The sequence below is a fragment of the Kitasatospora sp. NPDC101183 genome, assembly GCF_044767945.1.
Taxonomy (GTDB): Bacteria; Actinomycetota; Actinomycetes; order Streptomycetales; family Streptomycetaceae; genus Kitasatospora.
The window spans coordinates 281447-297064 of sequence record NZ_JBIWOW010000003.1 but is presented as its reverse complement, the minus strand read 5'-3'; the positions used below and the strand labels follow the sequence as shown (position 1 = coordinate 297064).

The 15618-nt window shown below is 75.1% G+C and carries 10 protein-coding genes; 4 read left to right on the top strand and 6 right to left on the bottom strand.

What is annotated here, in order from left to right; genetic code table 11:
• Positions 1–23 precede the first annotated feature (23 nt).
• From ACIRRS_RS05095 to ACIRRS_RS05085, 3 genes are all read left to right on the top strand, one after another.
• Complete coding sequence (locus ACIRRS_RS05095; RefSeq protein ID WP_402965190.1) at positions 24–1046, top strand: LuxR C-terminal-related transcriptional regulator; 1023 nt, start codon at positions 24–26, stop codon at positions 1044–1046.
• 114 nt (positions 1047–1160) lie between these two features.
• The gene (locus ACIRRS_RS05090; protein WP_402965187.1) at positions 1161–1637 is read left to right on the top strand and encodes a hypothetical protein; all 477 of its coding nucleotides are present in this window, start codon (positions 1161–1163) and stop codon (positions 1635–1637) included.
• A 124-nt stretch (positions 1638–1761) separates the two neighbouring features.
• Positions 1762–3861, top strand: a complete 2100-nt coding sequence (locus tag ACIRRS_RS05085; RefSeq protein ID WP_402965185.1) for a hypothetical protein — start codon at positions 1762–1764, stop codon at positions 3859–3861.
• A gap of 67 nt (positions 3862–3928) precedes the next feature.
• Here the strand turns inward: ACIRRS_RS05085 and ACIRRS_RS05080 are convergent, their stop codons facing one another.
• The 6 genes from ACIRRS_RS05080 to ACIRRS_RS05055 form a co-directional block, all read right to left on the bottom strand.
• Positions 3929–4573 (bottom strand): response regulator, encoded by a 645-nt coding sequence (locus ACIRRS_RS05080; RefSeq protein ID WP_402965182.1) that lies wholly within the window; start codon positions 4571–4573, stop codon positions 3929–3931.
• Positions 4525–5844, bottom strand: a complete 1320-nt coding sequence (locus ACIRRS_RS05075; RefSeq protein ID WP_402965179.1) for a sensor domain-containing protein — start codon at positions 5842–5844, stop codon at positions 4525–4527. Before ACIRRS_RS05075 ends, ACIRRS_RS05080 begins: the two co-directional genes overlap by 49 nt.
• Before the next feature lie 130 nt (positions 5845–5974).
• On the bottom strand, positions 5975–8470 hold the full coding sequence (locus ACIRRS_RS05070; protein ID WP_402965177.1) for an ABC transporter permease: 2496 nt from the start codon (positions 8468–8470) through the stop codon (positions 5975–5977).
• Positions 8470–9240 (bottom strand): ABC transporter ATP-binding protein, encoded by a 771-nt coding sequence (locus ACIRRS_RS05065; protein ID WP_402965174.1) that lies wholly within the window; start codon positions 9238–9240, stop codon positions 8470–8472. Before ACIRRS_RS05065 ends, ACIRRS_RS05070 begins: the two co-directional genes overlap by 1 nt.
• A 115-nt stretch (positions 9241–9355) precedes the next feature.
• Positions 9356–11809 carry a DUF4132 domain-containing protein gene (locus ACIRRS_RS05060; protein ID WP_402965171.1) on the bottom strand — a complete coding sequence of 818 codons (2454 nt, stop codon included), beginning with the start codon at positions 11807–11809 and terminating at the stop codon, positions 9356–9358.
• Between the two features lie 2 nt (positions 11810–11811).
• The gene (locus tag ACIRRS_RS05055; RefSeq protein WP_402965169.1) at positions 11812–12204 is read right to left on the bottom strand and encodes a hypothetical protein; all 393 of its coding nucleotides are present in this window, start codon (positions 12202–12204) and stop codon (positions 11812–11814) included.
• A 364-nt stretch (positions 12205–12568) separates the two neighbouring features.
• On the opposite strand from ACIRRS_RS05055, the gene ACIRRS_RS05050 reads away from it, so the two are divergent.
• Positions 12569–14824 carry an MMPL family transporter gene (locus ACIRRS_RS05050; protein WP_402965167.1) on the top strand — a complete coding sequence of 752 codons (2256 nt, stop codon included), beginning with the start codon at positions 12569–12571 and terminating at the stop codon, positions 14822–14824.
• Positions 14825–15618 lie beyond the last annotated feature (794 nt).

Here is a 15618-nt window from a genome sequence, read left to right as displayed (position 1 = left end):
AGGAAGGGGAGCGGGGGAGAAAGATGGACGAATTCGCCGAAATCACCACAAGCGGACGGTCGTCGGCCGATCCCGTCGACCAGCGGGTGTACGCCTGGGTGCTGCACCACCGCCGGACCGCCGCCAAGGAGGCCGCCCACGACCTGGACCTCACCGACGGGCAGGCCCGGGCGGCGCTGGAGCGGCTGGTGGCCCTGCGCCTCGTCTTCCGGGACGCCGACGACCCGGACACCGGCTACGCGGTGGCCCCCGAACTCGCCGTCACCGAACTGGCCGCCCCCGTGGAGGCGCGGATCAGGGCCGAGCAGGAGGAGCTGGCCCGGATGCGCGGCCTGCTCGCCGGGTTCACCCCGTACTACCGGCGCGGCGGCTGCGGCGCGGGCTGCTCCGGCTCCGGGGTGCAGCTCCTCGCCAGCCTGCCCGAGGTCCGCTCCGCCCTGAACCGCGCCTCGCAGGAGTGCACCCGCGAGGTGCTCGCCTGCCAGCCCGGCGGCGGCAGCCGGGTGCCCGAGGCGATGGAGGAGGCGCTCGGGCGGGACCAGGCCCTGCTCGGCCGGGGCGTGAAGATGCGCACCCTGTACCACCACACCGCGCGGTTCAACGGCCCCAGCCAGGCGTACGTGGCCGCGGCCTCCCTCCTCGGCGGCGAGTACCGCACGGCCCACCAGCTGTTCGGGCGGCTCATCGTCTTCGACCGCGAGCTGGCCTTCGTCCCCTCCAAGGACGGCTCCTGGGGCGCGGTGGCCGTCCGCGACCCCTCGCTGGTGACGTACCTGTGCGAGCTCTTCGACCACACCTGGGCGGCGGCCCGGCCGTTCGCCGACGCGGCCGACGACGGACTGGAGCAGGTCGCCCAGGAGCTGGACGAGACGATCGTCGAACTGCTCGCGGCCGGGCTCAAGGACGAGACCATCGCCCGGCGGCTCGGCATGTCGCTGCGCACCGCCCGGCGCCACATCGCCGACATCATGCAGCAGTTGAACGCCGAGAGCCGCTTCCAGGCGGGCGTGGCCGCCGTCCGGGCCGGGCTGCTCACGGAGGACTGACCGCCTCCGCCGGGTCGTACGGTGCCGGGAATACGTGACTGGCCAGGCCCCCGCAGCGCCCCCACCATGACTCCCGTGGGCACGACGGCCCGGGAGACGTGAGGAGGGCACCCGATGCAGTGGGGCGAGGCGCGCGAGCAGCCGGGCGAGGAGAACCACCTGCGCGAGATCGCGGGCTTCCTCGCCGAACGGCGGCGCGTCCTGCGCCCGGCCGTCCTGTGGCCGCAGGCCGAGCCGCGCGGCCTGCGGGCCGGGTTCGACGGGTACCTGGCCTTCCTGCGCGCCGAGTTGGCCGTGCTGCTGGAGCAGCCCGTCCACCTGGCGCAGCTCGTCCCCGCCGGACCGCCGGCCTCCCCGCCCCCGTCCCCGTCCCCGTCCCCGGGGTGCCCGGCGACCGAGGCCGCCGCCCTGATCGTGCAGGGCGCCGGGGCCGTCGGCGTCGCCGCCTCCTTCCCCCGCCGGACCGTACGGGACCAGCACATCCGCCTGCGCGCGGGCGAGTTGCTCTACCTGCCACCGGGCGCCCGCTACACCCTCACCGGGACGGACGGGGCCCGCTACGGCGTGCTCTCCATCCTCCCGCCCCGCTGATCCACATCCCCCTCAACTCCCCCACCCGCGTGCCGTTCCGCGGTTCTGCACGCCCTCGACACGCCGCTGGAGAGCGCCAGCCGCCCCCGGCCGTCCAGGGCCCCGACCAGCGACGGGATCGACCATGGACGCCCTCACCACCACGGCCGGACCGGCCACCGCCTACGACCGGATCGCCGGCACCCGGCCCCGGCTGCGCCCCGACGTCCGCTTCACCGAGACGGCCGACGGCGTGCTGTTCCACGACGCCGAGGGCGGCTTCGGCCTCGACGGCCCCGACGCCCACCGCTTCGCCGCCCTCCTCGCCCCCCGCCTGGACGGCGCCCGCAGCGTCGCCGCCCTCGCCCAGGGCCTCCGACCGGCCCAACGCGCCCTGCTGGTACGGCTGGTGGGCGCCCTGTACGAGCACGGCCTCGCCGCCCCCGTCGGCGCCCCCGAGGAAGAGCCGCCCACCCCCGAAGCCGCCGGGCCGGCCCCCTGCACGAACCGCCTCCGGCACTTCCGCACCACTCCGGTGGCCGTCCTCGGCGACGACCGGCTCGCCCGCTCCTGCGCCCTGGGGCTGCTGCGCGACGGGTGCGCCGACCTCGCCGTCACCGATGGCCCTGGCCTGGCCGAACTCATCGCCCAGGCCGAGGAGTTGACCCAGGCGGGCTGCCCCGTCACCGTGACCGTCCTGAGCGGCCCCGACGAGCCGGGCTGGGCGGAGCTCGACCACTACCCGACCGTGGTGGTCGGCGGCAGCGGCCGGATCGCCCGGCTACTGGCGGCGGGCGTGCCGGAGGGCCAAACCCTGCTGCCTGCCTGGGACTTCGGGCGCAGCGCGGCCGTCAACCCCATGACGGCCATGACGGCTCCCGGCGCCGACTGCTCCTGCGGGAACTGCGGGAACTGCACGGTGGTGCGGCCGGACGAGGACGGCCCGGAGAAGGAGGGGACGGCGGACGAGGCGCGCGCACCCGAACCCACGCCGTGGACCGGGCCGGTGGCGTCCACGCTGGGCGGCCTCGCCCTGGAACTGGACTCGCTGACCGTGGTCTCCGAACGGCTGCTGCCCCACCCGCACTGCCCGTACTGCACCGCCCTCGCCGCTCAGGACGCCCTCGCCGCTCAGGACACCCCGGCAGTCCAGGCCGCCCAGGACGCCGAGGCCGAGGCCGTCGTACGGGAAGAGCCCGTACGCGAGAGACCCGCCGGCCTCTTCACCACCTTCCCCGACCACCACGCGCACCAGACCCCCCTCAAGGTCGGCACCGTCGCCGTCGACACCGGCGACGGCCGCCGCCTCGTCTCCGCCTTCGACCTGCACCACACCGCCGCCGCCCGCGCCCGCGCCCTGCTGCGCGCCGCCGAGGCGTACGCCGCCCGTGCCGTCCCCGCCGCCCCGGCCCCGGCCGACGCGCCCTGGCCGGCCGTCACCCCGGACGCCCTGTCCACCGGCACCCGCACCGACGCCCCCGCCGGGCCCGTCACCGCCTGGGCCCCGGCGGTCTCCCTGCTCGACGGCCGCACCGTCCGGGTGCCCGCCGCCGCCCTGCGCCCCTTCGGCCCGCACAACCGCGCGCGGCTCCACGAGGCGACGGCCGCCGGCCTCGGCGCCGCCCCCGACCACGCCGGGGCCGTCCGGCGCGGGCTGCTCACCGCCCTCGCCCACGACGGGCTGCGCCGGGCCCTGTGGCGCACCACGCCCGTCGCCCGGATCGCCCCGGAGGAGTTCGCCCGGGACGCCGAACTCGCCCTCCTGGCACGGGCGGCCGAGCACCTGGGCGTCCGCCTGGAGCTGCTGGAGCTGGGCGATCCCGCCCGGCGCCCCGCCCCCGTCGTCCTCGCCCGCTGCACGGACCCGCTGACCGGCGCCCGCCCGTGGGCCGCTGCCGCCGCCCCGCGCCGCCGGGACGCGGCGCTGGAGGCCGTGCGCGACCTGCTGGGCCGCGTGCAGCTCGGCGGCGGCGGGGCGGGTGGCGGCACCAGGGCGGGCGCGGACACCGGGGACCCGCTCTTCGACGACCTGCGGGCCGGTGCGGTCTCCCCCGAGGACGTCCACGGCTTCACCACCACGGAGAGCGCCCCCGCCCCGAGCTGGGCCGACCTGCTGGACCGCCTGCGCCGCGCCGGCCGGGACGTGCTGGTCGCACCGGTCGACGCGCCCGACCTGCGCGCCGGCGGGATCAGCCTCGCCACCGTCCTGCTCACGAACGGAAGCGGGGACGAGGACGCCGACTGAGGACCCGCCGGACGCCGAGTCCCCCACCCCCGTGGGAGGCCTCGGCGCCGTTCGTCGAGGGCCCGGCTCAGGCGTTCAGGTAGGTCAGCACGGCCATCACCCGCCGGTTGCTGTCCCCGTCCGCCGCCAGCCCCAGCTTCGCGAAGATGCTGGAGATGTGCTTCGCCGCCGCCCCCTCCGTCACGTGGAGCCGCTGCGCGATGGCCGCGTTGGAGCAGCCCTCCACCATCAGCTCCAGCACCCCGCGCTCGCGCGCCGTCAGCGTGCGCAGCGGCTCGTCCCGCGCGTGGCTGGTCATCAGCTGCGCGACCACGGCCGGGTCCATCGCCGTGCCCCCGGCCGCGACCCGCCGGATCGCGTCGACGAACTGCCCGGTGTCGAAGACGCTGTCCTTGAGCAGGTACCCGATGCCGCCCGTGCCGTCGGCGAGCAACTCCCGTGCGTACAGCTGCTCGACGTGCTGGGAGAGCACCAGGATCGGCAGTCCGGGGTTCTCGCGCCGGGCCTGGAGGGCGGCCCTGAGGCCCTCGTTGGTGAAGCCCGGCGGCAGCCGGACGTCGACGATCATGACGTCCGGGCGGTGCTCGGCGGCGGCCGCGAGCAGGTCGGGGCCGTTGTCGACGGCCGCGACGGTCTCGAAGCCGTGGGCGTCCAGGAGTTGGATCAGCCCCTGCCGGAGGAGGAAGAGGTCTTCGGCGAGGACAAGGCGCACGGGATCTCCATGGTGATCGCGGTCGGGCCGCCCGGCGGGCTGCCGATGTCGAGGGTTCCGTCGAAGGTGGCCAGCCGCCGCCGGATGCCGTGCAGGCCGGTGCCCCCGGCGATGTCGGCCCCGCCCCGGCCGTCGTCCGCGACCCGGGCGCGCAGTACCGCGCCGTCGTACCAGGCCCGGACCTCGACCTCCTCGGCCTCGGCGTGCTTCAGGGCGTTGGCGAGCAGCTCCGAGACGGCGAAGTACAGGGCGGACTCCAGCGGCGGCGCCACCTCCCCCGGGATGTCCACCGCGACCGCGACCCGCAGCGGGCTGGCCAGCCCGAGGGCGCGCAGCGCGTCGGCCAGCCCGCGTTCGGCGAGCACGGGCGGGTGGATGCCGCGCACCAGGTCGCGCAGTTCCCGCAGCGCGGTGACGGAGGACGTACGGGCTTCGCCCAGGAGCCGCCGGGCCTGCGGCGACTCCTCGCCGAGGTGGCGTTCCAGCGCCCCGAGGGTCAGCCCGAGGCCGACGAGCCGGGCTTGGGCGCCGTCGTGCAGGTCCCGTTCGATGCGGCGCAGTTCGGCGGCGGCGGCGTCCACGGCACCGGTGCGGGTCTCCGCCAGGTGCCGGACCCTCAGGGCGAGCCGGGAGCGCTCGGTCGGCCCGAGCAGCAGCCGGGCGAGGTGGGCGTGCCCGAGGAGCAGCACGGGGCCGAAGCGCACCCAGGCGAGGAGGAGGGCGATCGCGGCGCAGGCGGCGAAGAGGGCGCCGGGCCTGCTCTGGACGGGGACGAGGAAGTACTCCCGCCCGGTGCCCTGCGCGCGCAGCACGGGCCGCCAGAGCCCGCCGGCGAGGGCGAGGCCTTCGAGGACGTAGTAGAGCACCGCGGCGGGCAGGAAGCCGAGCAGGCCGACGGCGGAGTTGGCCAGCAGCCAGAGCAGGTCCCGCCAGGTGGCCGGGTCGGTGAGGATCCACTTGCAGCGGCGCATCCAGCCGACGATGTCCCGCTCGAACTCCGGGGGTTCCGGCCGGTACGGCCTCGGCACCTCGACGCCCGCCCGGGCGGCGGCGCGCCGGTTGGCGTCGCAGAACCGGCGGACCCACCCGGTGACGACGGGCAGCACCAGGGCGCCGATGCCGATGACGAAGAGGATCACGAAGTAGGCGGTGACGAGGAACAGGCAGACGGAGAGCATCGCCCCGGCGGCGATCAGCAGCCCGACCAGCAGGTCCTCACCGGCCCTGCGCACCCGGGCGGGGAACTCCCGCAGCTCCCGTCCGACGTCCATCCCACCACCCCCCGATCCACCGACGCGCCCGATACGTACGTACGTCTAAATTCTGCCCGTCGGCCAGGCTAGCACCACGGGCGCGGGGCCGCTCCCCTGCCGGAAGCCCGCACGGAGCGGCCCCGCACGCTCAGACCGGGGCTGCCGCCGTCTCGATCGGCGGCGTCCGCATCCCCCGCCAGGAGGGCAGCAGCGTCGCCCCGAGGACCAGCGCCAGCGCGCCGCCGACGATCCCCAGGTAGATCCCGATCGAGCCCTTCGGCAGGACCGAATCCGCCTTCACCAGGCTGTACGGGACGATCGTCGCCGCCGAGGCCGCCGTGCCCAGCAGGGTCGCGACGAGGGCCGTCAGCGCTCCCTCGACGCCCAGCATCCCGAGCACCTGCGCCTTGGTCGCGCCGGTCAGCCGCTGGAGGCCGAACTCGCCCCGGCGCCTGCGGGTCGCCGCCACCAGGCTGTTGACCACGGTGATCGCCGCGTAGCCGACGATCATCGCGACGATGGTGTAGTTCGAGGAGACCAGGATCTGCTGGATCCCGTTCTCCGAGCCGGTCAGCGCCGAGCGGTCGCCGACCTCCGCGCCGGGCAGGCCGGCCGCCACCTCGCCCAGCCGGGACCGCAGTTGGGCGGGGTCGGCGCCCTCCGCCGTCCGGACCAGGATCTCGGCCGGCAGACCGGTGACGGTGTGCGGCGCCAACACCTCGGCGGGCAGCAGCAGATGGCGCTCCTGCGGGTTGTCGGCATAGGTGGCGACGACCTTCGGCTCGGCCGCCGCGCCGTCCCCGAAGTGGATCCTCAGGCGCTGCCCGAGGCCGACGCCGAACTCCTTCGCCTGCTTCTCCGACAGGGCGACGGTGTCGCCCCGCAGGTCCTCGATCCGCCCGGTCAGCCCGTCGAGCGCGAGGGTCTGCCGGACGGCGTCGGCGGAGACCCCCCGCAGGTCGACGGCATCGCCCGAGGAGCCCACGAAGCCGGTGGAGCCCGCGAGTTCGGAGGCCGCCGCCACCCCGGGCAGGCTCCGGACGGTGCCGAGGACGCCCGGCGCGAAGCCCCCCGTGCGCGAGGTGAGCACGTGCTCGGCCCGGACGCTGCTCGCCCCGGACGCGGCGGAGACGGCGTCCTCCGTCGCCTGCATGTACAACGTCCCGGTGGCGATGCCGATCAGCAGCACCACCGGCGCCACCGCCCCGGCCATCCGCACGTTGCCCGTCGCCGCGTTGCGCAGCGCCAGGTACCCGGCCAGGCCGGAGAGCGCACGGACGGGCCGGCCCAGCGCGGCCACGACGGCCCTGGTGATCCCGGGGGCCAGCAGCGCCAGCCCGATCGCGAACAGCACCGAGGCGGGCCCCGCCGTGCTCGCCAGGGTCGGGCCGTCCGACATCACCGTGGCGGTGACGACGGCCAGCGTGACACCGTTGGCCAGCAGGAACAGCGCCAGCACCAGCCTGCCCCGGGTGGGCCGTCCGATCTGCGGGGTGCTCCCGGCCAGCGCCGCGACCGGTTCCGTCCGCGCCGCCGCGCGCCCCGCGAACAGGGCCGCGCCCAGGGCGGCCGCGATCGCCGCGACGGCGCCGACCAGCACCGGCAGCGGGCCCTGGTGGAAGACGACCTCCTCGGACACCACGCCGTTGCCGCTCAACTGCCCGAACAGCAGCCGGCCGACGGCGTACCCGGGGGCGACCGCCAGGGCGGTGGCGAGCAGCGCCAGCACGGCCGTCTCGCCGAGGACCATCCGCCGCACCTGCCGCGAGGTGGCGCCGACCGCCCGCAGCAGCGCCGTCTCGCGGGCCCGCTGCTGGAGGGTGAGCCCGAGGGTGGAGGCGACGCCGAACACGACGATCAGCACCGCCCAACTGCCGAAGATCGCCGCCAGGACGGTCACCGTCCGCTGCCCGGAGAGCACGCCGGGCAGGTCGGCCAGCCCGCGCCGCTCGCCCGTCAGGACCTCGGCCCTCCCGTCGACGGCCCTCTCCAGCGCCCCGATCGCGAAGCCGTCCGCCGGAACCACCCCGAGGAGGTCGAACCTGCCGTCGGTTCCGGCGAGTTGGCGCGCCTGCTCGTCCGAGAAGAACAGCCCCGCGCGGACGGAGGAGCCGACGTGCTGCTCGGCGATGCCGGACACGGTGAACGCCTTGGCGGCCCCCCGCACCACCACCTGCACCCCGGAGCCGACCCGCACCCGCGCCTCGGCGGCGAGCCGCGCGTCCAGCACGACCTGCCCGGCGGCCGGGGCGGTGCCCCCGGTCAGCGCGTACGGGGTCAGGGCGGCCCCGCCCCAACCGTGCCCGGCCGTCCCGGGGTTCACCACCCGGCCGTCGGCCACCAGCGTCGCGGGGAAGGACACGTCGGGCACCACGGCGCCGACGCCGGGCACCGCCCCGACCGCCTCCACGACCGCCGGGTCGATCGGGGCGCGCTCGGTCAACGCTCCGCCCTCGTACGACTGGTGGCCGGTCACCACGACCGGCGCGCCGGCCAGCCGCTGCGGCGCGACCGCCATCCGCACCCCGGTCTCCATCAGCCCGCCGCAGGCCATCACGATCGCGGCGCCCAGGAACATCGCCGTGAAGGTCGCGAGGAACGCCGCCTTGCGGAACCTCACCGTGCGCAGGACCACGCCCCACATCAGCGCGCCGCCTCCTCGTCCCGGGCCCCGAGCCGCGTCATCCGCGCCGCGACGGCCTCCGCTGTCGGCCGGCGCATCTCGCCGACGAGGCCGCCGTCGGCGAGGAAGACCACCCGGTCCGCGTACGAGGCCGCGACCGGGTCGTGCGTCACCATCACCAGCGTCTGCCCGGCCTCGTCCACCGACTCCCGCAGCAGGGCGAGCACGGCGGCCGCCGTCCGGGTGTCCAGCGCTCCGGTCGGCTCGTCCGCGAACACCACCGCCGGCCTGGTCACCAGCGCCCGGGCGATCGCCACCCGCTGCTGCTGGCCGCCGGACAGCTGCCCGGGCAGGTGGTCGATCCGGTCCCCGAGCCCGACCCTCTCCACGACCGCCCGCACCTGCGCCCGGTTCGGCCGCTTCCCCGCCAACTGAAGCGGCAGCACGACGTTCTGAAGGACAGTCAGGGCAGGCAGCAGGTTGAAGGCCTGGAAGACGAACCCGATGCGCTCCCGCCGCAGCTTCGTCAGCCGCAGCTCGTCCAGCCCCGCCAGGTCCGTCCCGCCGACCAGCACCCGCCCCGATCCCGGCCGCACCAGCCCGGCGGCGCAGTGCAGGAAGGTGCTCTTGCCCGAGCCCGAGGGCCCCATCACCGCCGTGAAGCTCCCGCTCCCGAACTCCACGCTCAGGCCCCGGAGGGCGACCACCTCCCCGGCGCCCGTGCCGTAGACCTTCCGGACCTCCTCCAACCGCACGGCCGCCACGCGCCGCCCGTCGTCCACCAGTACCACCGCAACCCCCGGAACCCGGGCCGCGCCCCTCGCGCGGTCACACCCTCCACGCTAGGAACCGGGCGGCCCGGGCACATTGCCACTGCATGGCGTATCGGTGGTAGAGGTTCCTCTACTACCGCTGCGCCCCGAGCTGGCTGAGGATCGTCGGGTCGGTGATCTTGTCGTCCTCGGCCAGCAGCATCGCCTTGCTGAGGATGACGGCCAGCGTGCGGTCCCCCTCGAAGGGCAGGTAGCCGGTCTGCGGGGCGGTCGGGTCGGACTTCGGGACGATGCACAGGTACTGGTCGTCGGGCGCCATCAGGATGTTCCCCGAGCCCAGGTGGATCCTGTACGTGCGCCGCTCGCCGCGCACGTGGAGGAAGCGGCCCTCCAGGGTGCAGCGGTCGGCGATGGCCAGCCTCGGCACCAGGCGTTCCAGCAGCGCGCGGCGGGTCTCGGCGCCCTGGTTGAGCTCGCCGAAGCCGTACGCCGTCCAGTACTCGCGGTAGCGCCCCTCGGGGCCGCCGTCCTGCCAGGTCGGGTCGTTGCCGACGCTGGCCACGCCCACGAACAGGTCGACGTCCCGCAGGACTTCGGACAGCACCAGCGGCGGGATGTCGGCGATCGGCACCGGCTCCACCCGCGCCCCTCGGCGCGGCATCGCCATGGTGTACTCGCCGCCCCAGCAGGGCGCCCAGTTCTGCGGGGCGTCGATCGGGTAGAAGCGGACCTGGTCGGTGCTCAGCCGCAGGTAGCTGCCGGAGTCGGTGGTGTCGGCGCGGAAGTCCCGGCCCTCGCCGTGGATCCGGTACTCGGCGCGCAGCCCCCACTGCGGCAGGTCGCGGGTGGCCGGCGGGGCGGAGTCGTCGACCATCAGCCGCAGCTTGTTGCGCCAACCTCTGATCGCCACCAGTGAGTTGAACTGGTGCTGGCGCACGATGTGCCCGGCGAAGCGGTTGGAGTAGGTGCCGGTGGCGCGCTCGGCGTCGGTGAGCAGGTACACCTCGCGGTGGGCCTGCTTGAAGGGCTGGGTGATCGCGTGCCGCTCCAGCCAGTCCCGCCAGGCGACGACCTCGGCGCTCGCGTGGCCCACCGGGTGCCAGAGCCGGACGTCGCCCCCGTCGCGCACCGCATCGCCCGCCAGGGTGCGCAGTTCGCCCTCCGCGTACCCGACGGCCGTGCCGTCCACCGTCCACAGCAGCCGCCGGGCCAGTGTCCCGACCAGCGGGTGGTCCAGGTAGCGCTCCCTCCAACTCGCGTACTGCCAGCGGCGGTTGGCCAGGAACTGCCGGTCCAGCCGCTCGCTCTGCGCGGAGAGCATCCTGTCGACGTCCTTGACCGCCGCCTTCAGCTCCTTGAGCTCCTCGGCGTGGTCCCGCCTGACGGCCGCCGGGACGCTCTTGACCGCCTTGCCCGCCGCCGTGCGCCAGCCGAGCACGGCCTTCGCACCCCGGACCTCCAGCAGGGCCGTGGTCTCGCCCAGCGCGAACTCGGCCCGCCCGACCTCCGTCAACCCGTAGGCGGGGACGGCGAGTTCCTCGATCTCCTCGCGGGAGAGCCCCAGCGCCGCCGCCCGCTCCTCCAGCACGGACTCCAGCAGCTTGAGCGTGCCCTTGTGCGTCACCCGGGCCGCCAGCCGGGCGAGTTCGGCGAGCGCCGCCTCACCGTCCAGCCCCACCAGCCCGTTGACGGCCGCGTTGGCCACCTTGACGTTGCGCGGGCCGAGCCCGGCCGCCTTCCTCAGCGCGTTCTCGACCAGCGCCCCGAGCGCCCGGGCCGTGTCCGGACGGGCGGGCAGCAGCCCGAGCGTCCACACCAGCCCGCGCAGGGCGGTGGCGTTGTACGGGTCGTAGCCGCCGTTGACGTCGTGGTCCCACTCCTGCCGCTCCAGCGCGAAGGTCCGCCGACCGGCCAGCGGGAGCCAGGACAGCACGGCGTCCCGCACCCGGTCCTCGCCCAGCGGCTCGACCAGCGCCCGCGCCCGCTTCTCCCACGCGCGGGTCGGCCTGGCGGCCCGGGCGGTCAGCGCGTGGCGCAGCAGGGCGTCCCACCCGGGCGCCTCCTCGGCCTCCCGCAGCGCCCGCTCCGCCCACGCCTCGCCGACGTTGAGCACGGGCTCGGTGAGCGCCTTCGCGAGCGCCTGCAGCCGCTCGCCGCCGTACGCGTCCGTCGCCGAGCGCCGGAACATCGCGACGGCCTCGGGCGCGATCGGCCGGTCCTCCTCGCATGCGATCTCGGCCAGGACGAGGAAGCGCTCCCCCTCCCAGAGGGTGTACCAGCGCCCGGCCTCCGCCAGCGCCTTCGCGCGCGCCTCCCCGGAGCGGCCGGGCAGCCCGCGCTCGATGACGGCCGCCAGGGTCAGCACGTTCCCCCCGGCGTCCTGCCCGGCCGCCAGCAGCGCGTCCGCGAGCACGCCCCGGGCCCCGTCCGGTATCGCCCGCACCTCGGGCGACATCGCCTCCGTCTCCCGGGCCCAGTCCCCCTCGGCCTCGGCCGCGACCGGCCACAGCTCGGCGGCGATCCGCTCCGCCTCGGCCGGCGAGGCGGCGCACCGGCGCAGCAGGTCCCTCAGCTTCCTCAGGTCCATGCTCAGCCCCCGACCAGCGGCACGAGCTTCAGGAACGTGACCTCGGTGCCGAGCACCAGCTCGACCTCCTCGTCCACACCGGTCACCTGCCGCTCGCCGACCAGCACCAGGAAGCCGTTCCCCGCGAAGGCCTTCAGCGCCAGCCCGGTCTGCACCTCGGGGTCGATCCGCCGGGGCGTGCGCAGCGCGTACCCGTTGAGCACCCGCTCGGCCTCCTGCGGCTGCACCAGCCCCCGGAAGACCTCCGGCGTCCGCGCGTTGTACTCCGCGACCTCCTGGAACACCCGCCGCCGGATCAGCTCACCGACGGTGAGCCGTTCCTCGGCGATCTCCAGCCCCCACCCGGCACTGCGGTGCCCCGACGTCGTCTCGTCGACGACCATCACGATTCCCATGGCGTGGACAGTACGGCGCCCCGGTGACAGCAGGGTGCCGGGAAGGCGCGCACAGCGCTTTCCATTCAATCGACAACGCCTCGGAAATCAAGCGGCGAGCGGTGATCGTGGCAATCCATTCACAGCGCGTTGGCCCGGGAGTCGTCATGACACGAATCGTCCGTACAGGAATTCTCCCCACCCTCCGGCGGGGCGCCGATCCAGGGTTGCCCGGCCTCAAAAATGCCTGCTAGCTTGCAGCCGGGCCGGGGCCGACAAGCGATCGGGAATTGCGCGGAACCCGGTCACCGGAATCCTTCATCGTTTTCCAAGGAAAATCCCCGCCGATTTTCCGCACGCCGACGCATACCAGGAGTTGGCCACCGTGTCCGCATTCCGACTGCCCGCGGCGCTGCGCCATCCGCGCCTGGTGTTCTGGGCCTGCGCGCTGGTGCTGCTGCTGACCGGGGCGCTCGCGGTCGGCGCGCCCTCGGCCGCGAGGAGCGGCGGGTTCGACGACCCGGGATCGGACTCGGCCCGGGCGGCGCGGCTGGTCGCCGCGAACTTCCCGGCCGGCCAGGCCGACCTCGTGCTGCTGGTCCAGGGCGACGGCGCCGCCACCGTCGACTCCCCGCAGGTGACCGCCGCCGGAAAGGCCCTGCTGGACACCCTGACCGCCCAGCCCTCCGTCCAGGTCGTGGCCAGCTACTTCACCTCCGCCGACCCCGGCCTCCGCTCCCCGGACGGCCGCATCGCGCTGACCACCGTCAGCGTCGGCGGCGACCAAGACGCCGTGGCCCGCACCACCGCCCGGCTGCACCGCCGGCTCGCGCACCCGGCCGGGCCGATCACCGTACGCTTCGGCGGCGCCGCCCAGGTCGACGTCGACCTCGTCCACCGGACCGGCCACGACCTCGCCCTCGCCGGAGCCGTCGCCCTCCCCCTGCTGCTGATCCTGCTCGCCCTCGCGCTCCGCAGCGTCCTGGCCGCCCTCCTGCCCCTGTTCGTCGGCCTGCTGTCCGTCTCCTCCTCCCTGGCCGTCCTGCGCGGACTGGGGCAGCTGACCTCCGTCCCGGTGTTCGCCGTCGACCTGGCCGCCGCGCTCGGCCTCGGCCTGGCCGTCGACCACGGCCTGCTGATCGTCTCCCGCTACCGGGAGGAGCGGGCCGAGGGCCGGACGGGGCCCGAGGCGGTGGCCGTCACCCTGCGGACGGCCGGGCGCACCGTGGTGCTCAGCGGCGCGACCGTGGCGGCGGCGCTCGCCACGCTCCTGGTCTTCGACCAGTACGTCCTGCGCTCCTTCGCCTGCACCGGGGTGGCCGTCGTGGCGGTCACGGTGCTGTGCGCCCTGCTCCCCCTGCCCGCCGCCCTGCTGCTGGTCGGCGACCGGATCGCCGGTGTCACGGCCTCCCGGAGCCCGCGCCGGCGCCGGCGCCGCTCCCGGGCGCTCGCCGAACCGACGCCCCCGGAAGGCCGCTTCTGGGGGCGGCTCGCGGGCGCCGTCATGCGACGGCCGCTGGTGGCCGGCGCCCTGGTGGTCGCGGCGCTCGCCGCCACGGCCTGGCCGCTCACCGGCGCCCGGTTCGGCATACCGGACGAGCGCGCGCTGCCCCGGGACGCGGAGAGCCGCGTGGTCGCCGACCTCCTGCGCGCGGGGTTCCCCGACGACGGCGCGGGCTCCCTCGCCCTGGTCAGCCAGGACTGGCCCTCGGCCCCGGACGGCCAACTCGCGGGCTACGCCGCCCGGTTGTCCACCCTCCCACACGTCACCTCGGTGACCAGCGCCGCCGGCCGGTTCCAGCACGGCGTGCCGGCCGACACGGCCGGGCCGATGCCCGGCCTCACGGCGGGCGGGGCGACGCTCCTGCTGGTCGGCCACGACACGGCCCCCTCCTCCCCCGACGGCGAACGGCTGGTGCGCGCCGTCCGGGCCGCCCCCGTCCCGGCGGGCCACCGCGTCCTCGTCGGCGGCCCGCCCGCGCGGGGCCTGGACGCGACGGCCTCGATCGGCGCCCGCCTCCCGCTCGCCGCGGGCCTGGCCGCCCTGCTCACCCTGGTGCTGCTCGCCCTGGCGACCGGCAGCGTCCTGCTCCCGGCCGCGGCGGTGCTGTTCAGCCTGCTGGGCCTCGGCGCCGCCCTCGGCGCGACCGTCCCACTCTCCCGAACCGGCTACCTGGCAAGCCTGTTCGGCATCACCCCCGCCCCGATCGCCGTCACCGTCCCGGCGCTGCTGCTCTGCGTGGCCTACGCCCTGTCCATGAACCACGCGCTGTCCGCCCTCTCCCGGATCAAGGAGCACCACGACCGCACGGGCGAGGCCCGCCTCGCGGCGCGGGCGGGCCTCGGCTCCGGCGGGCCGGTCGTCATGACCGCCGCCGCGGTCCTCGCGGTGTCCTTCTTCTCGACGGCGGTCTCCGGGGTGTCGCCCGCCGAACTGTTCGGCCTCGGCACCGGACTCGCCGTACTCCTCGACGCCCTGCTCCTGCACGGCGTGCTGCTCCCGGCCTTCCTCGCACTCGCCGGAGCCGCCGCCTGGTGGGCACCGGCATGGCTGAAGCGCCTCAACCGGATGATCTCCGACGCCTGCGCCGCAGCCGAGAACCCATCACCCTCACCTCGCCCGCAAGCTCGAAAGCTCTAAGGGCCAGGTGCCCCAGAAGAACGACCCGAGCGACCCCTGTCACCCACCTCCGACTCACGGCCGGAGAGGGAACCAACCAGGGCCACGCCGCGGCTCGCGGCGGCGCTGTGCCGCGCAGGCGTGCGACTGAACAACTGGGCGGCCTCGTGCTGCCAAGGCCGACAACTTCCTGCCCGCGGCGACCGCCCTACTCACCCTGACTCGCCTCGAGGCCTCCGTGGAGCTGCTCGACGACCGCCAGACCGACCCCAGTGTGTCCAGGCCGCCGCTCCAACCGGGCAGCGCTGGCCGAGCGCCATCATCGCTCAACCCTCGGGCTCGACCGGCCCTCCCCGGCTCACCAAAGCAGGGTCCCAAGGAGCAGACGGCGGTGCGGCGGCACACGGGGAGTCAACTCCACTGCCGGGAGGGCCTCACACCGTGCTGGGAAGGTGGCGTCCACGGGGCGTCCCGCACCTACGGACGCAACTGATCGACTCCCACGCCGACGCCACCTTCCACTTGGGGAAGCCCTGCTGCAACAGAAGCTTCCCAGTTCCAAGTTGACCGTCCGGAGCATTGGAACCCATTACTTCCCGCGTGCGCGCATGCGCGCGCGAACACAGTCATGGATGCTACCGCATGAGCCGGATAAGACAACCCCTAGAGCAATTCCGCGGCAAGCATCCGGCGATACACCTGCCCAATTGCCACCTTTTCCATTCGATGCCCGAAATGTCCAGCAAGGTACGCCTCATAGAATTTTTGACCGATGCCCAGGTGGACACCTTGTCAATTTTCTAACCGGAGACCCA